Origin of the sequence: [Clostridium] polysaccharolyticum (assembly GCF_900111595.1) — a bacterium.
Taxonomy (GTDB): domain Bacteria; phylum Bacillota; class Clostridia; order Lachnospirales; family Lachnospiraceae; genus Clostridium_AI; species Clostridium_AI polysaccharolyticum.
On record NZ_FOHN01000001.1, the window covers coordinates 18,003 to 43,789 of the forward strand.

Consider the following 25,787-nt stretch of genomic DNA (forward strand, 5'->3'; position numbering starts at 1 on the left):
AACTAAATTTTAAGATTAGAGTTAAATTATTGTGAAATATAAATATATTCATTTGTAGGAAGGTGATGTAGTATGTTTTATTCTCCATTGAGATATCCTGGAGGTAAAGGAAAATTAGAACCATTTATGGAAATTCTTATTAAGCAAACAGGGCATATTGGAGGAACATATATTGAGCCATTTGCTGGTGGGGCTGGTATAGCATTAGAGCTGTTAGAAAAAAATATTGTTAAAGAAATAGTTATTAATGATTTAGATAAAGGTATTTACTCTTTTTGGAAAGCAATATTAACTGAGACAGATAGGTTTATTGAAGATATAGGAAATGTTCCACTAAATATTGATGAGTGGAATAGGCAAAAGTCGATTCTGAAAAACAACATTAAATACAGCTATGAGTTAGGTTTTGCTACATTTTATTTAAATCGAACAAATAGATCGGGAATAATTAAAGGCGGGTTAATAGGTGGGGTTGAACAAAATGGAAAGTGGAAAATGGACGCTAGATTTAATCGAAATGCGTTGATTGAGCGTATTTCAAAAATTGCTAAACGAAAGAAGAATATTCATATTTATAATAAAGACGTAAACTCATTTGTCCAGAATTATTTACCACGATATGAAGATAATGCATTTGTATATTTTGATCCACCTTATTTTGGAAAGGGAAAGCAATTGTACTTGAATTTTTTCTCATATGAAGATCATGTTCGTATTGAAAGAATGATAAATGAGCAGGTAAATTGTGATTGGGTTATAACATATGATGATGTTCAGGAAATTGCGGATATATATCAAAATCATATTTTGAGAAGATTTGATTTGAACTATAGTGCTGCTGTAAAAAGAAAAGCAAGTGAAATTATTATTTTCAGACGACTGGATATGATACCTGGTGTTGAACAATTGCAAGAAAAAAAGATATGTGTCAACTTACGATAGGGGGAAGCTCATGTATAAATTATTAACTATAAATGACTTTAGGCAATTTAAAGATAAGGAAATTTTTTTAGGGAGAAGATTAACAGTAATTGCTGGAAAAAATTCAACAGGAAAGTCAACAATATTAGGGATATTAGCGAATAGCGGTGAATTAAAGAAAAAAGATGGAACTACATATTCGAATAGACAATTCAGAGCAGAATTTGGTGAAATTTTTCACGGGAGCAGGAATTTTGATGCATCTGGTTCTGATAGGATTCAAATTGATATAGTTGATGATAACGATCAACAAATAGATTATAGAAAGTTTCGTACTGCTTGGCAAAATGATAATGGAAAGGATAGATTTAGGGTAATTCCGTTAAAAGTTTCAGAGGATGGAAAAAAGACAGAAGCTAAAATGCAAATACCAGTGATTTACTTAGGATTATCACGATTATTTCCTATTGGAGAGGCTAATGAAGACAATATTACTACAAATAAAATAAAGTTTATCGATGATGAACAGAAAAAATGGTTTGTTGAAAAATACACAGACATATTATCTATATATGACAATATTAATGTCGTTAATAACTACTCAATTGGAGAAACTGATAGAAAGAAAGGAGTAGGAATCGAAACTGACCAATATGATTATTTAACCAACTCTTCTGGACAAGATAATCTAGGGCAGATTCTAATGTCAATATTATCATTTAAGAAGCTAAGACAAACTAGGGAACACTGGACAGGAGGGTTACTCTTAATAGATGAGATTGATGCTACCTTACATCCAGCTGCACAAAAGAGACTTATTGATTTGTTGATTAAAGAAGCAAAGTTAAATAATATTCAGGTTGTAGTGACAACCCACAGTTCAGATCTGCTGAAGCATATTTGTACAAAGACTGCATATAATAATATTTGTAAGAATAATGATGTTGAATTGTACTATTTTACAAATGCCAATAGACGGTTGGAATTAATGCGCAATCCAGATTATTCTACAATAGAAAATGATTTATTGGTGGAGTCAATGTTGCAAAATTCAAATAAGGTAAAAGTGTATTCAGAAGATGCTGAGGGTAGATGGTTCATTAAAAAATTAGTACCAGAATATTTGCTTTATGTTGAAGTATTAGATGTTAAAATCGGTTGTGATCAATTACTAAGTCTTTATTCAGGAGATGTATCATATTTTGGGAATGTTCTTATTGTTCTTGATGGGGATGTCCAGAAAAAGGACTTGGAAGTAATACCTGAACAATTAAGAAAAAGACTGAATAACATAATTAAATTACCTGGAACAACAAGACCTGAGGAAGTAATATACCAGTATATTTTATCTTTAGAGCCAGAACATCCGTATTGGGAAAATGCTAGTAAAGTTTATATGAATTGGATGTATTTTAAGGAAAATGGACCAGATTCACAAAGGTATCAGCAGGAAAAAGAACGTGAGAGATATAAAAAATGGTTTATTGAACATCAAACAATTTTTGATTCTACAAAGTTGTTTGAATTTTGGGCAAACGATAATAAGGAAGCAGTAGAAAAATTTAAAAAGGAATTTATAACTGCATATAATGCAGTTGCGAGTAGAATATTTACAATCAAGATTTAAGAATAATATATTATACGGAAAGTAGAAGTCTGATGAGATGCTATTGTTCAAAAAAGAATAGATTTGAATGAACACAAGGCATGTGAAAAGGCTGACATATATTGTACCCTTTGTCAAGGACATTTTTGAAAAGTAAGTTACCTGTTATTTAGACAATCTCATAAATGTATGTGTCCTTATTTTAAGACAAAGGGTACTTTTGTTCTCTGTTATTAAACATATTCATTTCTAATATCCTTAATAATAGGTATTCTCTCAAAAATATCATAAGAATTTATATTTATTGTTAGTTTGTTTGCTCTTTAGGCTTGCGAGAAGATGAAGCTTTCCTACAAGTATAAAAACTTCTTCAAGAAACACCAGCTAAAGAGCATAGTTCTTTTACAGAAAGCCTTCGATAACTATGATGTTTTTAAAGAGTGTCTGGTAATCAGAGAATACCATAGAAAGTATGTCTTAATAGGTGGGTGCTTGACAAACTCCTGTCCAAACTTATGAGTGCATTATATCCACCACATCTCCCATCTCAAATTCCTTTGACTTCACAACCAAACACTTCTCCCCAATTACCTCATCAATCACCCGAAGTTCAATCCTCCTCCGGCACTCCAGATGCTTAATTAAATCCTCCCCATTCTGATATCCATGCCTTTTCCCATAAGGAGACTTAGTCAGATATTCCATCATAAGAGAAAACCAGATTTCATTTCCTCTGGTATCTGCTCTTTCTTTCCGAATCTGTGCAATATTTCCGGCAATATCACTAGAATCAATATAAATCATTCTGAAATTCTTATCCCGTAATATCTCATAAGCCTGTTTGTAGAATCCAACGATTTCATCCTCTGGCATTTCATAAAACAGCATCATACATTCAATGGAATTCTGAAAAAAAGAACACTCAAACAGGTTTCCATAAGAAGAAAACAGCTCATACCGTTTCATAATGGTGTCTCGAAAGAAAGGAAAATCCACCTGTCCATCGTAGATTTCATAACTTCCAAGATGATTATGGAAACCTTCATAATCTGTTAGAATACGAGTGTATGCAACAATATAGCGGTCCTCTTCAACTTTAGTATACCGTTTGATATCCTCTGCAATGTCTGGATATTTACTGAGAACCTCCTTATATTGTTTTTCATTAAGATATCCACACCAAGCCAGCTCAACAGGAGATATGCCACCTTCCTGATAGAAATGATAATCAGGAAGCTCTTTTGCAAGTTTATTGGCAAGGGTGCTTTTCCCGCTTCCCTGTAATCCCTCAATAAATATGTTTTTTTTGTTATGATTCATAATTCCCTCTTCAAAATGCAGTTTGTATGTTCTGGCATCAATAACGTATAAGAGAGATTATAACCATAACATTATAATCTCTCTTATCATATAACCATGAATTCTATTGTATCATATCTGTCTAAGAAATAAAATATCCTGTTGGTGCGCTTTTGTCCTGGCCAGTTGCAATAAAGTTAATCGTAATGGAGGCACCAGGTGCAAGTGTAGTATCCCAGGAAGGATGCTTTACTGTAACTTTGGTTCCACTTTGTCCTTCCAGTTCTGCACCCCATAGATTAGAAATTTCGCTATTGTATTGAAAAGAAAGTTTCCAGTCTGTTAATGCCTTGTCTGAATTGTTGGTAACGATCAGTTCTCCTTGCCAGCCATTTCCCCAGTCGCTTGCTACCTTATACTGAAAGTCAATATCCTTGGAGGCCGAAGGAGCAGAGGAAGGGACGGATGGGTTTTCGGAAGGTTTAGCAGATGGTATTGGAGAAGGTGAAACGCTTGGAGCTGTACTTGGTTCTGCCTCTGTAATTTTCTCGAAAATCCATTCTTGGTTATTGTTGCCTGTTAAAGTCCATTGGCATACATTGGTACCGTCTTCCTTGCCAAAATCATATACATCCAAAGCTTTTGTCTGGCTGCTTGCACATGTTGTAATAACAAAGGAATCTGCGGTTTTTCCTTTCTGAAGCACGAATTTCTGTGCGGTTCCGTTATATGCATGGTAAATCTGCACATTTGCACCATTTTCATCAGCACCATTGGCAATGTCTAAGTTGAATTCACCAAGGGCATTTTTTAAAGCAACTGTGCCATCTTCGTAGTTGGTTAAGTACCATTTTTGCCCTTTTACACCAGTGCCTGTTCCAATTTCAACATTTTTAGCAGCAGTTCCGTCGTTATCGGTTACTTGTAAGTATTTTTGTGCAAAAACGGATTTGATATAGTACCAGCCATTTTCTAAAACACTGGAAACAACTGGTTCACTGCTTGGAGCTGTGCTAGGTTCCACAGAAGGTTTATCAGATGGAGTAATGAAAGGAGTATCCTCTGTTGGAAGTGGATCAAAGCTTAGGTATTTAATTAAAATATAAGTAAAGTTAATGGCTTTGTCACTGGTTCGTGCATTGATGGTCAGGGAACCATCTGTTACTTTTACAGTACCCTTTACAACTGCACTGCCACTTACGGAAACATTACTTGCAATAGTGGACTGTTTTGCTGTTCCATAGTTGGCGTAAATAGTAGGATTGTTGGAACAGCTCCAAGGATTGTTTAATCCGATTTCTACGGAATAGGTTCCATTTGGCATTGTGAATCCATAGTCTAAGTGGCGGGCAATGTTATTTTCATACTGGTTCTTGGTGTAACGGAAGCTGGATGCTTTGTTGACATCATCTCCAGTGTTATATTCGTCAGGCCATGTGTTAGCAGTGTAAATGCCGCTGCTCTTAGAGGAACCATTGTATTTGTCTGTGGCATCATCAATTAAGCCCCATGTATAGCCTGTGACAGCATCTTCTTTGTAAAGCTGTTCCGTAACACTGTTAAACAAGCCCATTTTATCATTGCCAGAAGCAGTAGCAGGGTTGTGGTCTCCACAGTTTACATAGTATGCAAGGCTGGAATCTACAGAATAGCTGGTGGTAACAGCATTCATATAGATAAAGTCGCAGATTCTAGCGGAATCTTTGGTATCGTTAGAGGAAAAGGTAACCGTTGTGGTGCGGTAATCAATTCCATCTATTTTTACAGATTCTACAGCACCAGTTAAGGCGGAATCTGGAATCATTAGTTTTACCTGATAGGAGTCTTGTGTGCCCTGGTAATTTAATGTCTTAGCATAAAGAATAGTTTTGCCAACTTTAATTTTAATGGATTTGCCATTGTCCGCTTTTCTAAAGGTTACGGCAAGCATACGGTATTGTGCGGATTCATCAAGAGCCATGCGGTAAGCAAAAGAACCTCCAGCTTTTGCATAACGGTATGTACCATCAGAAGTCACTCCAACGGAATTATTATCTGCCATAGCATGCAGGCTATCACTTTCATACTGTCCATAGCCAGGCTGTACAGTATCGGTTGTCTCAACAGTAGCTTGGTCCTCAGGCTCCACAGAACTGATTCCATTGCTCTTATAGTAAAGGTAAATGGCATAACGCTGTTTGTACTGTCTATAATGTGGTGTAAAGGTTAATTTCTGATCCGTGCCAGTCAGCGTAAATGTTAAAGAACGGCTGTCTTTTACTAGGAACTTGCTGATATTTTTCATAAAAGAAGCTACAGAGCCATTGTTTGGCTGAATGGTTACCGTCTCTGTATTGATTGCCTTTTTTGCAGGAATGGATACATTCATACCAGTTGTAGTCTGTGTCATATTGCTTGTGCCAAGTTCTGCACTTAAAACAACAGGGCCGTATTTGAAAGCATAAGAACTGCTGTTATCTGGCAGAGGATAAGCAGTTACAGATTCAGGGATTTTAACCGTTATTACATCTCCATTTGCAAAGGTATCTTTTACACTTGCATATCCAGCAGTCTTTGTATAACTTATTACGGAACCATTTTTGGTGATGGTCATGTTGCCAGAACACCAGTCAGGAATACGGAAACGTAACTCTAGAAGTTTACTGCCATTTCCACGAATGGTAAAGGAAGAAGTATCCCCATCAGGAATCGTACTCTTCTGGGAAATGGTAACATTCTGAGCTTTCCAGGATAAGTCGGAACTCTGGTACAGATTTACATACAAAGTATTATCTTTATGCATGTAAATGGTATCTCCTAATTTGGTCATGTTCTCCATGCCACTTCCAGTACAGCACCAGAAACTGTTGAATGGGCTGCTGTAAACTTTAAAGTATCCAGATGCCATTGGCTGGAAATAGGTTGTCATTCCAGTTTCTGGATTTTGTGAAGAAAGAATAGAGTTGTAGTAAGCCGCTTCATAATAATGCATGTATTTCACATCACCAGTTATCTGGAATAATTCTCGGGACAGCTTCAGCATGTTATAAGTGTTACAGGTTTCACAGTTACAATTGGTACGTTCTTTATCTAGGATATAATCTTCTCCAAAATGCTCCCATTCACTGTTTCCACCAGTGACATAGGTATGTCTGGAAACAACGGTATCCCAGAAGGTTTCGGCATAGGTAAGGTAATCACTTGCATTTACCTTGTTTCCGCTAATGGTCTTTCCATCAAGGATAGAATATCGTTTTAATGCACCGATAAATTTTGGAATGGTTGTATTGGCATGCAGGTTGTTAAGAGAGTTTTTGCTTCCATTTTTCACTCTGTTAAACAAATTAGTTTCATCAAAATAATGGGCGGCGATTGCATGGTTTTCTTTACCTGTAATACGGTAAAGTTCGTATAGACAGTCATTCATTCCGCCATACTCAATGGAAAGCACACGATTATGGGTGTAGTCGCTCCATCCACGGCAGCGGTTGTAAACCCAGTCGCCCAAATTAGAAGAAACGGTTTTGGCATTGTCATAGCCAGTGAGCCAATAGACGTCGTTTAGGCCAGCCATTAACTTATGTAAGGTGTACCAGGGAACCCAGGATTCTGTGATAATATTGGTTTTTCCATTTTCCACGTTATCAAATTGGGATTCTACATAATTGCCTACTTTTGGAGCGGCCCAGATAAAACCAGCTTTCCCTTTGGAATTTTTCTGGCAGACTAAAAGACCATCCACTAGATCTTTCACTTTTGCATAAAGCTGCTGTTTCTGGGTGGCGTTTAAGCCTGGATTTTGATATGCCTGAGAGACAGCAGTAAGGTAATGTCCTAAGGTATGTCCAGCAATCAGGCAGTTTTCCCATCCGTCGTAACGTTTTGCACCATAAGTACTAAGGCCAGCATTTTCGCGGAAACCAGCTAGAAGACGATTGGTGTCAAAAGACAAAAGATAAGAGACCTCTTTGGTAAATGCATTGGTACAATAACTGTCTGTCATTGTTACATCTCCAATTGCAAATGTTTCAATGGAATAGTTAGCGGCTTGTACTTTAGAAACGCCAGTATTTCCAGTGAAACCAAAAGCAGTACTAGTTGCGGCTAATGTAAGTGCTAATGTGACAGAGCATGCTTTGTGTATAAATTTCTTTTTCATTGCATAACACCTCTTTTTAATTCGTATTTAGTTACTATTTCATTATCATATATTTATAAAAGGGGAACAATATAACTTTGTGCATAATCTTGTTTCCTATTAAGTTAAAGAACAAAGTCTGAGTTCCTCAGACTCTCGCAACTGGAATGTACTAGAAGGACTCGCAGAGGACTTTCTTATCAAATAAAAAAGCAGCCATTTTATGAAAAAGGACTGCTCTTTTGATAACATTGGGGATGAGAGAATATAGGTCATATGTTACTGGCTAAGTTTCTTTAAATCTTCATAGAAGCCAGGATAGGAAATTCTTACGCATTCACTTCCTAAAATTTCGGTTACGCCTTCTGCCTGTAAAGAGGCAACAGCAAAACTCATAGCGATACGGTGATCGGATTTACTGTCAATTACTGCACCATGAAGAGGTTTTCCACCGTGGATAATCATGCCGTCATCCGTAGCCTGTATATCCACACCCATTTTAGAAAGGTTTGATACCATAACATCAATACGGTTAGATTCCTTTACTTTTAATTCCTGGGCATCCTTAATGATGGTTTCCCCTTCTGCATAAGAAGCAAGAATTGCAATAATAGGAAGTTCATCAATTAAAGCAGGAATTAATTCGCCCCCAATTACAGTGCCGTGCAGGGAACTGGAACGGACGAAAAGGTCCGCAGAAGGCTCTCCCTTGGTACTGCTGGTATTTAACAAAGTAATGTCAGCACCCATCTGTTTACATACACGTAAAATTCCGTCTCTGGTAGGGTTGGTTCCAACATTTTTAATCAGTACTTCTGAGCCTGGTACAAGCAGTGCAGCAGCAATAAAATACGCAGCAGAGGAAATGTCACCAGGAACAGAGACTTTTTGTCCTGACAGTACAGGTTCAGGCAAAACTGTGGCAGTAGTACCTTCTGTTTTGATGGTTCCACCGAAATAGGAAAGCATCAGTTCTGAATGGTTACGGGACACATAAGGTTCTGTAACAGAGGTTTCTCCGTCAGCATATAAACCAGCAAATAGGATGCAGGATTTTACCTGTGCAGAAGCAACTTTTGACTGATAATGAATTCCCTTAAGAGGTTTTCCTACGATTCTAAGAGGGGCACATCCATTTCCTGCAAGACTTTCAATCTGTGCACCCATCAAAGATAACGGCTCCATAATACGTTTCATTGGACGTTTCTGAATGGAAGCATCACCGTTAAGACTGCTTTCAAAAGGCTGTGCAGCTAAAATACCAGACATTAATCTGGTAGTAGTTCCGCTGTTTCCTACATCCAGCATGGCTTCAGGTTTTGAAAGACCGTGTAATCCCTTTCCGTGAACGAGAACGGTATCTTTATTTCTAGTAATAGAAATTCCCATGCTTTGAAAGCAGGCCATAGAAGACAGACAGTCTGCTCCTTGCAGGAAATTGGTGATTTCTGTTGTTCCTTTTGCAAGAGATCCTAGCATAATGGCTCTATGGGAAATGGATTTATCGCCAGGAATCTGAAGTTCGCCTCTTAAATGATTGGCTTTCGTAAATTTCATGGTGGTGTTCATCCTTTCTATCAAAATTCAGTATAGGTATACAATAGGATACAAACATAATCAGCATAAGCTTGTTAGCGTTCGTATATAGTATAATGATATTGACGTAACAATGCAATGGCTTGGTTCATTGCAGCTTCTTCGTACAATTCAATTCTGAGAACACCTTCTTCGAATTCACGATTATGAATAATGCCGATATTTTTAATGCTGATTGCATTGGAAGCTAAGATGGTAGCGACGGTAGCAATAGCACCCGTTTCGTCTAGCAGATCCATATATACTTCATAAACTCTGGATATGACACCGTTGGAACGTGTTGGAACAGAATCACGGTATTCTTTTGCCTGACGGAAGAAATCTATTACAGCATCTTGTTCATTGGCTGTAAGTGCTAGTTCGAATTCTTTTAATAAGTCCTGAAAAGTGTGGATGAATTTTAAAATGCTGTCCCGATTGGAAAGGCATATGCTAAGCCACATTTCAGGAGAAGAGGAAGAAATTCTAGTGATATCTTTAAACCCTCCCGCAGCTAGGCTTTTCATAGTTCCGTCTAAATCCTTTGACTGTACCATATTTACAAGAGAAGCTGAAATAACATGAGGAACATGGCTGATGGCAGCAGTCATGTCGTCGTGTTTCTGACTATCCATAATAACTGGTATGGCAGTGGTACAGGTAACAAGTTCCTTTAGAAAAGAAAGCTGTTCTTCGGTGGTATCCTCAGTAGGAGTCAATATGTAGTAAGCATTTTCCAGAAGATGGGCACTGGCATTTTCATAGCCAGTTTTCTCAGAACCAGCCATAGGATGACCGCCAATAAAATGTCTGGTTAAGCCAAGTTTTTTAACGGCATCATGCATTGCACCTTTGACACTGCCCACATCTGTAATAATGGAGGCTGGCTTTATAATGGATTTTAATCGTGACAGGTAATTGATGTTATGAAGTACCGGGCCACATAATAGAATTAAATCGCACAAGGAAAAATCTTCTTCTAGGCTGTGTGTTATTTTGGATAATGTTCCATCTTGTAAAGCAAGTGAAAGATTTACATTAACAGAGTCTGTATGATGATCGTATGCAATTAATGTAAATCCTGGATGTTTTTCTTTTATGGCTTTTGCAATGGAACCTCCAATTAATCCAAAGCCGATAAAGCCAACTGTAATATCCTCCATTCTTCTATCCTCCTAATTAAAATGTACGGTTCATAACTTTTGCAATTGGTCTTAAGTCGTTGCAAAGGTCATCAAACTGTGGAAAGGTTAGTGACTGTGGTCCATCAGATAATGCAATGGCTGGGTTTGGATGGGTTTCAATCATCAAGCCATCGGCACCTGCAGCAATAGCGGACATAGCTAGTGGTTTCACATAACTGCGTACACCAGTTGCATGGCTTGGGTCAACAATAATAGGTAAATGGCTCTTTTCCTTGATAACTGGAACTGCGCTGATGTCTAGTGTGTTTCTTGTAGCAGTTTCAAATGTACGGATGCCACGTTCACATAACACTACATTTGGATTTCCTTCTGCCATAATATATTCAGCAGCATTTAACCATTCGTCTATTGTGGCAGATAATCCTCTTTTTAGCAAAATAGGAAGACCAGTTTTTCCAGCTTCCTTTAACAAATAGAAGTTCTGCATGTTTCTAGCACCAATCTGAAGCATATCTACATATTTTACTGCACTTTCTATGGCAGCAAGACTGGTTACTTCACATACAACAGATAATCCGGTTTCTTGTCTGGCAGTTTTCATGATTTTCAAGCCTTCTTCCTCTAAACCTTGGAAAGAGTAAGGAGAAGTTCTAGGTTTGTAAGCACCGCCTCTTAAAATCTGTGCGCCAGATTTCTTGATAGCACGGGCAGTTTCCATAACCTGTTCTTCATTTTCTACTGCACATGGACCAGACATAATAATAATTTCAGAACCTCCAATCTGGGTGCTGCCTGCTTTAATGACACTAGACTCTGGGTGGAATTTACGGTTGGATAATTTGTAACTTTCGGTTACCTCTACGATTTTATCTACACCCTCTGCGATTTCTAAATTGCAGCTGCAGATTTTTTGTTTGTCTCCAATAACTCCAATGATTGTTACCTCCTCGCCAGTAGAGACGTGGGTTTCAAGACCTCTTTGCTGAATAAGTCCTAACACATTTTTTACGGATTCTTCACTTGTATTTGGTTTCATTACTATAATCATAATTCATTCTCCATTCTTTTTTATTTTATCCACAACATACCAGATTCACAATGGAACTATGTGGAAAATTCGTTCTGATTTTTTTTACTGTATGTAGTTTATCACTTTAAAACAATAATGTCAATACTTTAAAACGTAAAACTTTAAACCGTTACGCTTTAAAGTGGAAAAGCATACAAAGCAAAGAAAAGGGACAGGCAAATTGGCCAGAATGACTAGATTCTTAACATATTTGTATGAGCAGAATCGTACAATGGAACAAGGATTAAATTTTACGCACGGAATTCAAATATCCTGATTCTTGTGCGAAGGAAAGGGGCCGCATATGGATAAATGGAAAACAGAAAATATTCGGAATGTTGCAATTTTAGGACATGGGAGCTGTGGAAAAACTACACTTGTGGAGGCACTTGCTTATACAGCGGGAGTAACAGAGCGTCTGGGGAGAGTGGAAGAGGGAAACACCATAAGCGATTATGACAAAGAAGAAATCAAACGTCTATTTTCCATTCATACATCAATCGTTCCGATTCAGTGGAAGTCAATGAAAATTAATCTGTTAGATACGCCAGGATATTTTGATTTTGCAGGAGAAGTGGAAGAAGCCATGTATGCTGCAGATGCGGCTATCATCGTAGTATCAGGTAAATCGGGAGTAGAAGTGGGTACAAGAAAGGCCTGGGATTTATGTGAGCGGCTAGCAATTCCAAGAATGTTTTTTGTTACGGATATGGACGATAGCCAGACTGATTTCGGTAAAATTGTGAGAGAGCTTACGGGACTATATGGGAAAAAAATTGCTCCGTTTCATTTGCCAATCCGAGAAAATGGAGAATTCACTGGTTTTGTCAATGTAGTGAAGAGGAAGGGAAGAACATTTATAAAAAATAGTGAGTATAAAGAGCGTGAAATTCCAGAAGAAGCAGAGGAAGAATTAAATCAGTACAGAGAACTTTTATTAGAAGCTGTGGCAGAAACGGATGAAGTTCTTTTAGAGAAGTATTTTAACGGGGAGGCATTTACCCAGGAAGAAATATCCCATGCATTACGTGCCAGTGTGCATGAAAATGCCATAGTTCCGATTCTAATGGGATCGGGGGTGAAAGTACAGGGAACTACCATGCTTTTGCAGGCCATTGAAAAATATTTTCCAAAACCAGAAGCTAACCCTGTTATAGGAATTGACCAAAAGAAAAGGGAAGAATTTATAGGTGATTTTGACAGTGAAAAGCCTATGACAGCACAAGTCTTTAAAACCATAGCAGATCCCTTTATTGGCAAGTTTTCTCTTGTTAAAGTATATTCTGGCATTTTGAAATCAGATACTTCCATTTTAAATGTCAGCAAAGGAGCAGAAGAGAAACTTTCCAGACTTTATGTATTAAGAGGCAAGGAACAAATCCAAGTAGATGCATTAGAAGCTGGTGATATTGGTGCCATAGCCAAAATGTCAAGTGTGGTTACTGGTGACAGTCTGGCAGCCAAAGAGGCTCCTGTCCTATATGAACCATTTACCTTTTCCAAACCATATACTTATGTGCGGTATGAAGCGGCGAAAGAAGGGGATGATGATAAGATATCACAGGCATTGCAGAAGCTATTAGAAGAAGATAAGACCTTGAAAATAGAACATGATGTAAGCAGCCACCAGACTCTTTTATATGGTATGGGGGATCAGCATATAGAGGTGGCATTGAGCAAGCTGTTTAACCGGTATAAGGTAGAATTGAATATTTCTAAGCCTAGAGTGCCTTACAGAGAAACCATTCGGAAAAGGGTAAGCGTTCAGGGAAAATACAAAAAACAGTCAGGAGGGCATGGACAGTACGCAGATGTGCATATGGATTTTGAGCCACTAAATGATCTGGAGCAGGCATATCAGTTTGATGAGTGCATTTTTGGTGGAGCAGTTCCGAAAAACTATTTTCCAGCAGTGGAAAAGGGTGTGGTGGAAAGTCTGGCGAAAGGGCCTCTTGCTGGATATCCAGTAGTGGGGATTCATGCAACCCTGACAGACGGTTCGTACCATCCAGTAGATTCCTCTGAACTTGCTTTTAAAATGGCGGCTATTCAGGCATTCAGACAAGGTTTTATGGAGGCATCACCAGTGCTGTTAGAGCCGGTAGTCAGTTTAAAGGTAGTGGTTCCGGATAAATTTACAGGGGATGTCATGGGAGATTTAAACAAGAGAAGAGGAAAAGTTCTTGGCATTTCGCCAGTGAAGAACAAGCAGGAGATTACGGCAGATATTCCGTTGTCAGAAGTTTTCGGATATTCTGTGGCACTGCGTTCCATGACAGGAGGATATGGAGAATTCTCTTATGAATTTGCCCGATATGAACAGGCATCACAGGAAGTACAGGAGAAAGTAGTAAAAGAATCTAAAGAACAGCATGCAGTGTAGTTTGGATTTTTAAGGATTTTAAGTTGCACCCAAATGTAAAGTGTACTAAAATGAACATAAAAAATAGTACATAACTAGGAAATGAGGTGCGGCATGGGATTAAATGATACCCCCAGAGGAGAACGTTTACATATTGCAGTATTTGGAAGGAGAAATGCTGGAAAATCCAGTTTAATCAATAGCATAACCGGACAGGAATTATCCATTGTTTCTAATGTGCGAGGAACTACAACAGATCCTGTGTATAAGGCAATGGAACTGCTTCCCCTTGGTCCGGTTATGATGATTGATACGCCTGGACTTGATGATGAGGGCGAGTTAGGGCAATTAAGAGTAGAGAAAACAAGAATGGTATTAAATAAGGCAGATGTTGCATTGGTTGTAGTAGATGGCGCTTCTGTTTGTGGATCGGAGACAGATTTTTCGGTTGAACTGGAATTGTTAAACCAGATAAGAGAACGAGAACTTCCTTATAAGATTGTTTTAAATAAGAAAGAAGTCTGTCTGGATGTAGATAAGGCGATTGCCTTAATTAAGAAGAAATTTGGTACAGAGGAAGTATTCTGTGCCAGTGCAAAAAATGCGGAAGGCATTCATGAATTAAAAGAAGCATTAAGTGCGATTATACAGACAGAGGATAGTGAAAGAAGAATTGTAGGAGATTTATTAGAGCCAAATGATTTTGTAGTGCTTGTAGTCCCCATTGATTCGGCGGCACCAAAGGGAAGACTTATTCTGCCACAGCAGCAGACCATACGGGATATTTTAGAAGCAGGAGCCAATGCCATTGTAGTAAGAGATCTGGAACTTGCAGAAACTCTAAAGAGTCTTGGCAAAAGGCCAAAACTAGTGATTACAGATTCTCAAGCATTTGAGAGCGTGTCAAAAGATACGCCAGAGGATATGTTACTCACGTCTTTTTCAATTCTATTCTCCCGTTATAAAGGAAATCTTACACAGCAGGTTCAAGGGGCGAAGGCAGTGGAAACCTTAAAAGACGGGGACTGTGTTTTAATGGCTGAGGGCTGCACCCATCACCGTCAATGTGATGATATTGGAACAGTAAAAATACCTAGATGGTTAAAACAGCATACAGGAAAAGAGATTGTGTTTGAAACATCAAGTGGGACAGGTTTTCCAAAAGATTTATCCAAGTATAAGCTGATTGTCCATTGCGGCGGCTGCACTTTAAATAAGAAGGAAATGCAGTACCGGTTAGGACAGGCTAAGGAACAAGGGGTGCCGGTTGTAAATTATGGGATTCTGATTGCGTATATGAAAGGAATTCTTGGGAGAAGTCTGGAGCCGTTTGGGGAAGCATTTTATAAGAAGGAATAGTTTGCATAGTATAAATAATTACAATTTGATTGTTTTGAATTTCTAATATATGGTATACTTGTAATAAAAGTGAAGTTTATGAGGAGAAAGAGGTATGAGTTATCAGTTAAATATTGAAATGTTTGGAAAAATTAAAAAGGCAAAAGTGGAAGTGTCTCCTCTGACCTTTTTTGTTGGAGATAATAACAGTGGGAAAAGTTATTTGCTTACTTTGTTATGGGGGTTACAAACGCAAAATCTAGTTTGGGTGCTTACAAGGAATATTGAGAAGATAGATAAAAAGCATTATCAGGATGTTTATCATAGAATTAAGAAGTTTATTACAGAGACAAAAAAAATGGGTGCTGAAATCTCGTTTGATGCAAAAGAATTTGAAGCACTAATCAATCAGCTTCTTATGGAGAATCGAAATATGTTTGTGCGAAAGCTTTTTAATAGCGAAAGTATGTCAATAGGGAAATTAAGCATTGAAATAATAAAACAAAATAAGATTATTTTAAGAATGCATGAAGTTGAGCATGAAACAAGTTGTTTGGTGGATTATAAAGGTTCCAGTGCAGGGGTACGAGCACAAGGAAACGAACCGTTTGTTAATGTACTTTTGGCATTTATAGTTCAAAGAATTCTAAATGGGGGATTAAATTTTCTGTATAGAAATATATATTTTCCTGCTTCCAGAACAGGATTTTTTTTAGCAAAGGATTCTATCAATCAGACAGGACGCGAAAAGACCTTTACTCTTCAATTAGATGATGAAGAGGAGAAAATAGAGCCATTTACAATGCCAATATTGAATTTTATCAATAGACTAGATGCAGACAATATTGATAGAAAAGGGAAACGTTATGAGGAAATATGTGATTTTATTGAAAATGAGGTAGTACATGGTAAAGTCGTACGTGGTGATGATACACAAAACAAAGTCGAGTATATTCCATCATCACAGGATATTGCACTGCCTATGCGGACTTCATCTGCAATCGTTACAGAATTGGTGCCATTGCTTATAATTTTAAAGTCTTCAAGACAGATTAAGCAGTTATGTTACGAAGAACCGGAAATGTGCTTACATCCTGAATTGCAGTTACAAATGGCAAGGATTTTAATTCAATTGGCCAATCTTAAAACAAATGTTATTGCAACAACTCATAGTGATATTATTTTACAGCATGTAAACAATATGTGTCGCTTGGCAGAATTTAAGAAACCAGATGAATTAATGGAACGTTACGGACTTACAAAAAAAGACTGTATTCGTTTTAAGGATGTGTCTGTTTATCAGTTTACAAATGAGGGAGAGTACTCTTCTGTAAAAAAACTGGAACCAGATGAAGATGGTTTTCACATACCGACATTTACCAATGCATTGCTAAATATACTGGAGCAGACCACAGATATTCAAGAGTATGAAGAACAGGAGGATTAAAATGCTTCCTGTACATATAAAAGAAAAATTAAAAGATTTTTTCTTAGAAGGGGAATTTGCCATGATTGAGGCAAATGGCCAAATTACCCTGCGAGAAAAAAGCCAAGAAGGAAAAGCAGAATTAGTGTGTACTTTAGAGGAAGAAAGTATTGTGTTTTTTGGACCAGAGCGTAAAGTGCTGCCTTATCTTGATACACAAAAGTCTGGAGCAGCTTCTTGTGCTGATGCGTTTGTTTTCAAAAAGCAGAAAACAGGTGATAAATTTGACTTACATATGTTTGAATTTAAGAAGACGGTTAATACAGCCCATTATTCTAAAGCGAAACATCAATTTAAAATGGGCATATATAATGCGAGAGCGATTGCGGGTTTCTTGGGCATGGATTTAGGAGAAATTTATTTATACATCGGTTTTCGAAATGAAGATATGTTTCCAAGTAAAAATAGTTCTCTGATTGCACTGAGAGCGAACAATAATCGGCAGGGGACTGATAAGATAGAAGAATGGAAAACAGGGGAATGTTTGCTCGAAATTGATGGCAAGAAGAAAAAATTTCTTTTTAAAAAGGTGTGCTTAGACAATAATGGTTACGGCAATATAAAAGTAAATTCCTTGGAAAGATAGGACTAATGTTTACTTGACTTGCCGAATGCTTTCCCGTATAATGAGTTAGTATTTGAAAGGATAACGAAAGATTGGATTCTAGAAGAAAAGAGCGTGTAATAATGATTAAAAGCATGACTGGCTTTGGCAGATGCGAAATTGCTACAAATGAGAAAAAGATTCTGGTAGAAATAAAAGCAGTAAATCACAGGTATTGCGATATGTCTGTTAAGTTACCAAAGAAGCTGAATTTTTTGGAAGTGGCGATCAGAAATTTGATGAAAGAATATGTAGTGCGTGGCAAAGTTGACATTTTCATTACATATGAAGATTTCACCAAGGCAAAGGAATGTGTAAAATATAATGAGGATATTGCAAGAGACTACTACAACAATCTGGAAAAGATGGCAATTACCTTTAAATTGAAAAATGATTTATCAGCTCAGACATTGTCAAAGTATCCAGAGGTATTTACATTAGAAGAACAGGCCATTGATGAAGAGGAAATCTGGGGCCAGCTAGAAGAGGCAGTCCGAAAAGCTGCACAAAGCTTTCTTGACTCAAGAATAGCGGAAGGAGCTCATTTAAAACAAGACATTAATGGAAAGTTAGACAAAATGCATGAACTTGTAGAACGCATTGAGAACCGTTCTCCAAGTATAGTAGAGGAATACCGTACCCGTCTGGCTAATAAAGCAGCTGAACTGCTAGGGGATACAAAATTAGACGAAAGTGCACTTGCAACAGAAATTATTATTTATGCGGACAAAATATGTGTAGATGAAGAGACAGTTCGTTTAAAGAGCCATATAAAAAACATGAAAGCTACACTGGATTTGGAAGAAAGTGTTGGAAGAAAGCTGGATTTTATTGCACAGGAAATGAACCGTGAGGCAAATACGGTATTGTCAAAAGCGTCCGATTTGGAAATTTCCAATTATGCGATTGATTTAAAAACAGGAATTGAGAAAATCAGAGAGCAGATTCAGAATATTGAATAATTTATAGAGGCTTGGTAAAATGAGTAAATTAGTAAATATTGGATATGGCAATTTGGTAAACCTGGATAAGGTGATTGCTGTAGTAAGTCCAGATGCAGCACCAGTAAAACGCATGATACAGAGTGCAAAAGATGCTGGTTCTGCTATAGATGGTACATGCGGAAGAAAGACAAAAGCTGTTATTGTAATGGAAAACGGGAGTGTTGTCTTATCTGCTTTGCTGCCTGATACTATATGGAACCGAGTGAATAATGATATTGGTAAAGGTGAAGAATATGAGTCGTAGAGGTATTTTAACAGTTGTTTCCGGTTTTTCAGGAGCTGGAAAGGGTACAGTTATGAAGGAACTGGTAAAGAAACCTGACTATAAGCTTTCAATCTCTGCTACTACGAGACTTCCACGTGAAGGGGAAATAGATGGAAGAGAATATTTCTTTTTGACAAGAGAAAAATTTGAGAGTATGATAGAGACAGGGCAGTTTATAGAGCATGCTGAGTATGTGGGGAACTATTATGGAACTCCAAAACAATATGTAGAAGAACAGTTAGAAGCAGGATATAATGTAATTCTTGAAATTGAAATTCAAGGAGCACTGCATGTAAAGGAAGTATTTCCAGATGCACTTTTGCTTTTTATTGTGCCTCCAAGTGCAAAAACGTTAAAAGAACGTTTAATCAATCGTGGTACAGAGGATGAAGCAGCTGTTCAGAAACGAATGAACCGTGCAGTAGAAGAATCACAGTTCATGGAAAAGTATGATTACTTAGTTGTGAATGATAAGCTTAACGAATGTGTGGAAGCTGTTCATCATATCATTTTATCGCAGCGGGATAAAGTGAAATATAATACAGGATTTATATGTGAAATGCAGCGCCAGCTTAAGGCGGTCCAGGAAGGAGATTTATAATATGTTACATCCATCTTATACAGATTTAATGCAGGTTGTGAACAGTGATGTAGAACCGGGAGAACAGCCGGTTGTAAATAGCCGTTATTCTATCGTCCTTGCAACATCCAAAAGGGCGAGACAGATTATCGCAGGAGAAAGGCCTTTAGTAGATAATAAATGTCCTAAGCCTCTTTCAATTGCAGTTGAAGAACTTAATCAGGGTAAAGTTAAGATTGTCGGTGATGAAGAGGAAATTAGCGAGGATTAGTTAAAGTAAGCTGTTTCAGTATGCGCTGGAACAGCTTTTATAAAATACAAAATAATAATGGAGGTGGCGTTGTGGATAGTGAAGAACAAAAAGCAGGAGAATCAGTATCTGCAATAGATAGGAAAAAAAAGATAAAGGGGTATATCTTGGAAGGATTGTTTTATGCGGCACTGTTTTTTATTTGTGCATTTGTTTTGCCGACGTATGTTGTGCAGCGGGCAAAAGTTTCAGGACCATCCATGAAAAATACACTTCAAGATGAAGAAAATGTATTAGTAAGCAAGATTAGTTATGAGATACACAGTCCGGAGCGTTTTGATGTGGTTGTGTTCTATCCGTATAAAGGAAGAGAAGAATATAAAAATGATAAGGAAAAATTAAAAGAACATTATGTTAAAAGGGTAATTGGCATGCCAGGAGAAACCATTCAGATAAAGGGAAGTGACATTTATGTAAATGGCGAAATTCTGGAAGAACATTTTGGCAAAGACCCTATCGTTTATGCAGGAATTGCGGAAGAACCAGTTACATTAGGAAAAGATGAATATTTCTTAATGGGAGATAACAGGACAGAAAGCTTTGACTGCAGATATGCCGAAATCGGACCGATACATAAGAATGCCATTGATGGTAAAGTTGTATTGCGTATCTGGCCACTAAAGAAATTTGGAACCATTGATTAATGGCAAGTTTCAAAGAACGTACACTAAGCTGAGGATAGTACAATAAGGGAGATAGTATATGAGAGATAGTCATAGCAGAGATTTAGAAGAAAATTTTGACAAATCAAAAAACCGGGCTGATAGAATAAAAGTGGCTTTGGGGGAACTGATGATCTACGCTGTAATTTTTATACTATGCTTGTTTTTAGTACCGAAATTCATATGTTGTAAGTATACCGTAGAAGGAAAATCTATGGAGAGTAATCTTAAGCAGGGTCAACAGCTGTTAGGAGAGAAAATTTCCTATCTGGTAACAGAACCGAAGCGTTTTGATGTGGCTGTGATACAGCCATATGAAGAACAGAAAGATAATTATTTTGTTAAGCGTGTGATAGGCTTGCCAGGAGAAACGATTGAAATCCAAGGGGATGAACTGAAAATTGATGGCAAAGTCATAGAAGATGCTTATAAAAAAGAACCTATGCATGAGAACCAGTCATTTGGTCCATACAAATTAGGAAAAGATGAATATTTTGTATTGGGAGATAACCGAAACTGCAGTATAGACAGCAGGCAAGAAGATATTGGACCTATCCCGAAAGACAGATTTATAGCGAAAATCTTTATTAGAGTCTGGCCATTAGATCATTTAAATCTGATTCGCTAGAATACGCTGTGAAAAAGCACCGTATATATAATATATGGTGCTTTTTCAGTAATAGAAAATTAAGCTGCGTTCCATTGAATAACGTATTTGGAAATGGCTATGATTTGACAGTATATTTGGATTGCTTTATAATAAGTAAAAACTTTAAGTGAGACTGTTGCAAAAGGAGAGAAAGAATGAAATTTACAAAAATGCATGGCTGTGGAAATGATTATATATATGTAAACTGTATGGAAGAAGAAGTACCTAATCCAAGTAAAGTGGCACAGGTTCTAAGTGACAGGCATTTTGGAATTGGTTCTGACGGACTGATTCTGATTAAGCCATCAGAAAAAGCGGATTTTCAGATGGAAATGTATAATGCAGATGGTTCTGAAAGCCAAATGTGTGGAAACGGTGTTCGCTGCATCGCAAAATATGTGTATGACTACGGTTTGACAGATAAAACAAAAGTTGAATTAGAGACTAAGGCAGGCATTAAGCATTTAGATCTGAAAATCGAAAATGGAAAGGTTGCCATGGTAACAGTAGATATGGGATCTCCGATTTTAGAAGGGAAAAAGGTGCCAGTTGCCCTTGATATGGAAAAGGTAGTAGCAGAGCCTATTACAGTTGGCGGAAAGGAATATGAATTTACAGCGGTTTCTATGGGCAATCCACATGCTGTAGTATTTGTTGACAGCACAGAAGACGTGGAGATTGAAGAGATTGGTCCGCAATTTGAATTTCATAATATGTTCCCAGAGCGAGTAAATACAGAATTTATTCAGATTTTAGATCGGAAACGAGTAAATATGCGTGTTTGGGAAAGAGGAACTGGAGAAACTCTTGCATGTGGAACAGGTGCATGTGCAAGTGTTGTGGCATGCGTATTAAACGGTTTGACAGATAACGAAGTATTTGTTCACCTGTTAGGCGGAGAACTGCTTATAAAATACGACCAGAAGCAGAATAAAGTATTTATGACAGGGCCAGCAGCCACAGTGTTTGATGGAGAAGCCGATATTACAAATATGAAATAAGTTGACGGAATGGAAATGTGAGGTTAAGAATATGCTTTTATCAAATTTAATTCAGACAGTATCTTACGAAGTGTTGCAAAGCGATGCATCTGTGGAGATAAATCATCTGGTATATGATTCCAGAAAAGTAAACCAGGGGGATGTGTTTGTGTGCGTCAGTGGTGCAGTTTGTGATGGACACAGTTTTATTCCGCAAGTAATCGAAAAAGGTGCTAAGGCTATTATAGTAGAAAAAGAATTAGAATCTTTGGAACTTGGGGATAATAAGGAGATTGCAGTAATTCGTGTGGAAGATACAAGAGAAGCACTGGCACATATGTCAGCTGCATATTTTGGTCATCCAGCAGAAAATTTAAAGGTAATTGGGATTACTGGAACAAAAGGAAAAACCACAACTACCTACATGATTAAATCCATTTTGGAAAATGCGGGGTTTAAAACAGGATTGATTGGCACGATTGAAACTATTATTGGCAAAGAATGCATTCCAGCAAGCAATACCACTCCGGAATCCTATGTGGTACAGGAAACATTTCGTAAAATGGTGGATGCAGGATGCCAGTGTGCTGTTATGGAAGTTTCTTCACAGGGGCTTATGCTTCACCGAGTAAGTGGATTTACATTTGATTATGGTATTTTTACCAATTTAGAACCTGACCATATTGGACCAAATGAGCATAAAGATATGGAGGATTATATTGCATGTAAGAGCAAGTTGTTTTCTAAGTGTAGAGTAGGGATCTTAAATGCGGATGACAGCCATTTAGAGCAGATTCTTAGAAATCATACTTGTCAAGTTGAAACATTTGGCATGTCTGAAAATGCAGATTTACGTGCTACTGGCCTTCAATTGTGGAGAGAACAGGGAAGCTTAGGAATTGCTTATCAGTTAAGCGGTCTCTTAAATATGGATATTTCCATTGATATCCCAGGTAAATTCAGTGTATATAATTCAATGGCTGCCATTGCAATCTGCCGTCACTTTGGCGTAACGGAAGAAAATATTGCAAAGGCACTTCAGAATATCAGGGTAAAAGGAAGAGTAGAGCTTATCAAAGTATCGGACCAGTTTACCTTAATGATTGATTATGCCCATAACGCTATGGCATTAGAGAGCCTATTGACTACATTAAAAGAGTATGAGCCCAAAAGACTTGTATGTCTGTTTGGATGTGGCGGTAACCGTTCTAAGCTTCGCCGTTATGAAATGGGCGAGGTTTCTTCCAAGCTGGCAGATGTAACGGTAATTACTTCTGATAATCCAAGGGATGAAGAACCTATGGATATTATAGAAGACATTTTAACTGGTGTGAAAAAGGCAGATGGTGCCTATGTAACCATTCCAGACAGAAAAGAAGCCATTCGTTACTGCATTGAAAACGGAAAAGAAGGCGATATTATCATATTAGCTGGAAAAGGCCATGAAGATTATCAGGAGATTAAAGGGAAGAAATACAAAATGGATGAACGTGATTTAATTGCCCAGATCCTAAAGGAAAGATAGTAAAGTTAGGAGGTATAGCATATATGTATGCGGACATCATAGTGGATATTTCTCATGAGAATCTAGATAAAACATATCAGTATGCTATACCGGATTCTTTGCTGAATAAAGTAAAAGTGGGGACTTTAGTAAAAGTTCCTTTCGGAAAAGGAAACCGGTTTTTAAAGGGTTATGTGGTTGGGCTTTCGGATATTCCTAGCTGGGACCCGGAACGTATCAAACCCGTTGCTGAAGTAGAAGAAAAAGGACTTATGATAGAGTCCCAGCTGATTCAGCTGGCATACTGGATAAAGGATAATTATGGTTCTACCATGAATGATGCTTTAAAAACTGTAATTCCAGTAAAGAAAAAGGTAAAAGCAAAAGAAAAGAAACAGATAGAACTTGTAGCAGATCATAGAGTGGCTAGTCAGTATCTGGGTGAATTCAGAAGAAAGAAATATTCTGGAAAGGTACGTTTACTGGAAGCATTGCTTGAGTTTGGCATACTGGATCAGGAAATTGTAAAAAATAAGCTTTCAGTGGGAAGAGAAACGGTAAAGAGTCTGGAACGTGATGGTTTAATTCGAGTGGTAACAGAGCAGCTGTATCGTAATCCGGTAAAAAATCTTGTGCAAAGCGTGTCTCATGTCCGTTTAAATGAAACGCAGCAGCAGATTGCAGATGCAGTCATTAACGAGTACCAGAATGGAATCCGAAAGACTTATTACATTCATGGAATAACAGGAAGTGGAAAGACGGAAGTGTATATGGAGATTATTGCAAAAGTAGTTGCTGAGGGAAAACAGGTAATCATGCTGATTCCTGAAATCTCCTTAACCTATCAGACTGTGATGCGGTTTTACAGCCGTTTTGGTGACAGGGTATCTTTTCTTCATTCGAAACTATCTGGTGGAGAACGATATGACCAGTATTTTCGTGCTAAAAACGGAGAAATAGATATTATGATTGGCCCACGCTCTGCATTGTTTACACCATTTCAGAATCTTGGCTTTATTATAATTGATGAGGAACATGAAGGAAGTTATAAAAGCGAAAGTCCACCCAAATACCACGCAAGGGAAGCTGCCTTAGAACGTGCCAGACTAACGGGGAGCAGTGTGCTTCTTGGGTCTGCTACTCCATCAGTAGAGAGTTATCAAAAGGCACTATCTGGTGAATATAAGCTGTTTACTATGGACAAGAGAGCGGGGCATGCAAAACTTCCAAAGGTCTGGATTGTGGATTTACGGGAAGAACTGAAGAAACAGAATAAATCTATTTTCAGCTATAAGCTGAAAGAATTAATGGAAGACCGGCTTCTTCATAAGCAGCAGATTATGCTCTTTTTAAACCGCAGGGGCTATGCAGGTTTTGTTTCCTGCAGAAGCTGTGGGCATGTTATGAAGTGTCCTCATTGTGATGTGTCCTTAACTTCTCATAATAATGGAGCTCTCATCTGTCATTATTGTGGATATGAGGAAGTTATGCCAAAAGCATGTCCATCATGTGGTTCTAAGTTTATTGCTTCCTTTGGGACAGGAACTCAAAAGGTCGAAGAATTAGTTAGAAGAGAGTTTCCAATGGCGAGAGTTCTTAGAATGGACACAGATACTACTTCCAAGAAAGGTGGACATGAAGAAATTTTATCTGCCTTTAAAAATCAGGAAGCAGATATCTTAATTGGAACCCAGATGATTGTAAAGGGACATGATTTCCCTAATGTAACTCTGGTAGGGGTACTGGCGGCAGATTTATCTTTGTTTTCATCGGATTACCGTTCTGGGGAGCGGACGTTCCAGCTTCTTGCACAGGCTGCAGGAAGGGCAGGACGAGGTGAATTGGATGGGGAAGTTGTGATTCAGACTTACCAGCCAGAACATTATAGTATTGTAGCTGCGGCCACGGAAAATTATCAGCAGTTTTATGAACAGGAAATTGCTTACCGTACGCTGATGTCGTATCCGCCAGCGGAACATATGGTAGCAGTTATGATTGCTTCAAAAGAGGAGGAGAAAGCAAGGATTGCATCCAAAGTACTTTATAACCGTCTGGAGTATACGCAAAATGATGCAGCAGATACAGAACAAAATAAAGATGCAATTGTGAAAATAATCGGACCTGTAAAAGCTTCGGTTAGTAAAATAAATGATATCTACCGTTGGGTCATTTATCTAAAATGCAAAGAGTATGAAAAACTGAAAGAACTGAAAAATATGTTACAAGTTTATATGGAACAGGAAGAATTTTTTAAGAAATGTTCCGTCCAGTTTGATTTTGACCCAATTCATAGTTATTAGAGAGGCAAAAA

The 25,787-nt window shown here is 37.7% G+C and carries 20 protein-coding genes; 15 read left to right on the top strand and 5 right to left on the bottom strand.

Annotated features, from left to right (window positions below; genetic code table 11):
* Nucleotides 1-72: 72 nt before the first annotated feature.
* Both BMY85_RS00080 and BMY85_RS00085 read left to right on the top strand, forming a co-directional pair.
* A complete protein-coding gene (locus tag BMY85_RS00080) occupies nucleotides 73-942 on the top strand; it encodes a DNA adenine methylase (RefSeq protein ID WP_092474660.1) in 870 nt (289 codons plus the stop codon).
* 10 nt (nucleotides 943-952) lie between these two features.
* Entirely contained in the window at nucleotides 953-2,548 is a 1,596-nt protein-coding gene (locus BMY85_RS00085) for an ATP-binding protein (protein ID WP_092474663.1), read from the top strand.
* Nucleotides 2,549-3,040: 492 nt separating this feature from the next.
* On the opposite strand, the gene BMY85_RS00090 is transcribed toward BMY85_RS00085, so the two are convergent.
* The 5 genes from BMY85_RS00090 to aroF all read right to left on the bottom strand — a co-directional run bounded on the left by BMY85_RS00090 (nucleotide 3,041) and on the right by aroF (nucleotide 11,711).
* Nucleotides 3,041-3,847 carry a P-loop NTPase family protein gene (locus BMY85_RS00090; protein WP_092474666.1) on the bottom strand — a complete coding sequence of 269 codons (807 nt, stop codon included), beginning with the start codon at nucleotides 3,845-3,847 and terminating at the stop codon, nucleotides 3,041-3,043.
* A 121-nt stretch (nucleotides 3,848-3,968) separates the two neighbouring features.
* Nucleotides 3,969-7,964 carry a beta-L-arabinofuranosidase domain-containing protein gene (locus BMY85_RS00095; RefSeq protein ID WP_092474669.1) on the bottom strand — a complete coding sequence of 1,332 codons (3,996 nt, stop codon included), beginning with the start codon at nucleotides 7,962-7,964 and terminating at the stop codon, nucleotides 3,969-3,971.
* Between the two features lie 258 nt (nucleotides 7,965-8,222).
* Nucleotides 8,223-9,500: a 3-phosphoshikimate 1-carboxyvinyltransferase gene (aroA, locus tag BMY85_RS00100; RefSeq protein WP_092474672.1), complete on the bottom strand. Its 1,278-nt coding sequence runs from the start codon at nucleotides 9,498-9,500 to the stop codon at nucleotides 8,223-8,225.
* Between the two features lie 74 nt (nucleotides 9,501-9,574).
* The gene (locus BMY85_RS00105; RefSeq protein ID WP_092474675.1) at nucleotides 9,575-10,681 is read right to left on the bottom strand and encodes a prephenate dehydrogenase; all 1,107 of its coding nucleotides are present in this window, start codon (nucleotides 10,679-10,681) and stop codon (nucleotides 9,575-9,577) included.
* Nucleotides 10,682-10,697: 16 nt separating this feature from the next.
* Nucleotides 10,698-11,711 (bottom strand): 3-deoxy-7-phosphoheptulonate synthase, encoded by a 1,014-nt coding sequence (gene aroF, locus BMY85_RS00110; protein WP_092474678.1) that lies wholly within the window; start codon nucleotides 11,709-11,711, stop codon nucleotides 10,698-10,700.
* A 325-nt stretch (nucleotides 11,712-12,036) separates the two neighbouring features.
* On the opposite strand from aroF, the gene fusA reads away from it, so the two are divergent.
* The 13 genes from fusA to priA all read left to right on the top strand — a co-directional run bounded on the left by fusA (nucleotide 12,037) and on the right by priA (nucleotide 25,776).
* Nucleotides 12,037-14,115 (top strand): elongation factor G, encoded by a 2,079-nt coding sequence (gene fusA, locus BMY85_RS00115; protein ID WP_092474681.1) that lies wholly within the window; start codon nucleotides 12,037-12,039, stop codon nucleotides 14,113-14,115.
* Between the two features lie 93 nt (nucleotides 14,116-14,208).
* Entirely contained in the window at nucleotides 14,209-15,453 is a 1,245-nt protein-coding gene (gene hydF / locus BMY85_RS00120) for a [FeFe] hydrogenase H-cluster maturation GTPase HydF (protein ID WP_092474684.1), read from the top strand.
* A gap of 94 nt (nucleotides 15,454-15,547) precedes the next feature.
* Complete coding sequence (locus BMY85_RS00125; protein ID WP_092474687.1) at nucleotides 15,548-16,879, top strand: AAA family ATPase; 1,332 nt, start codon at nucleotides 15,548-15,550, stop codon at nucleotides 16,877-16,879.
* Nucleotide 16,880: 1 nt separating this feature from the next.
* Nucleotides 16,881-17,504, top strand: a complete 624-nt coding sequence (locus BMY85_RS00130; RefSeq protein WP_092474690.1) for a hypothetical protein — start codon at nucleotides 16,881-16,883, stop codon at nucleotides 17,502-17,504.
* A gap of 101 nt (nucleotides 17,505-17,605) precedes the next feature.
* Nucleotides 17,606-18,484, top strand: coding sequence for a YicC/YloC family endoribonuclease (locus BMY85_RS00135; protein ID WP_092474693.1), 879 nt, complete (start codon nucleotides 17,606-17,608; stop codon nucleotides 18,482-18,484).
* Between the two features lie 19 nt (nucleotides 18,485-18,503).
* Entirely contained in the window at nucleotides 18,504-18,770 is a 267-nt protein-coding gene (locus BMY85_RS00140) for a DUF370 domain-containing protein (RefSeq protein WP_092474695.1), read from the top strand.
* Nucleotides 18,760-19,392, top strand: coding sequence for a guanylate kinase (gene gmk / locus BMY85_RS00145; RefSeq protein WP_092474698.1), 633 nt, complete (start codon nucleotides 18,760-18,762; stop codon nucleotides 19,390-19,392). The genes BMY85_RS00140 and gmk overlap by 11 nt, the downstream gene beginning before the upstream one ends.
* 1 nt (nucleotide 19,393) lies before the next feature.
* Nucleotides 19,394-19,642 (top strand): DNA-directed RNA polymerase subunit omega, encoded by a 249-nt coding sequence (gene rpoZ / locus BMY85_RS00150; protein ID WP_092474702.1) that lies wholly within the window; start codon nucleotides 19,394-19,396, stop codon nucleotides 19,640-19,642.
* Between the two features lie 71 nt (nucleotides 19,643-19,713).
* Nucleotides 19,714-20,325 (top strand): signal peptidase I, encoded by a 612-nt coding sequence (lepB, locus tag BMY85_RS00155; RefSeq protein ID WP_177180553.1) that lies wholly within the window; start codon nucleotides 19,714-19,716, stop codon nucleotides 20,323-20,325.
* A gap of 58 nt (nucleotides 20,326-20,383) precedes the next feature.
* Complete coding sequence (lepB, locus tag BMY85_RS00160; RefSeq protein WP_092474708.1) at nucleotides 20,384-20,971, top strand: signal peptidase I; 588 nt, start codon at nucleotides 20,384-20,386, stop codon at nucleotides 20,969-20,971.
* A 176-nt stretch (nucleotides 20,972-21,147) separates the two neighbouring features.
* The gene (dapF, locus tag BMY85_RS00165; RefSeq protein WP_092474710.1) at nucleotides 21,148-21,993 is read left to right on the top strand and encodes a diaminopimelate epimerase; all 846 of its coding nucleotides are present in this window, start codon (nucleotides 21,148-21,150) and stop codon (nucleotides 21,991-21,993) included.
* A 31-nt stretch (nucleotides 21,994-22,024) separates the two neighbouring features.
* Nucleotides 22,025-23,497 (top strand): UDP-N-acetylmuramoyl-L-alanyl-D-glutamate--2,6-diaminopimelate ligase, encoded by a 1,473-nt coding sequence (locus tag BMY85_RS00170; protein ID WP_092475245.1) that lies wholly within the window; start codon nucleotides 22,025-22,027, stop codon nucleotides 23,495-23,497.
* A gap of 23 nt (nucleotides 23,498-23,520) precedes the next feature.
* Nucleotides 23,521-25,776, top strand: coding sequence for a replication restart helicase PriA (gene priA / locus BMY85_RS00175; protein WP_177180554.1), 2,256 nt, complete (start codon nucleotides 23,521-23,523; stop codon nucleotides 25,774-25,776).
* Nucleotides 25,777-25,787 lie beyond the last annotated feature (11 nt).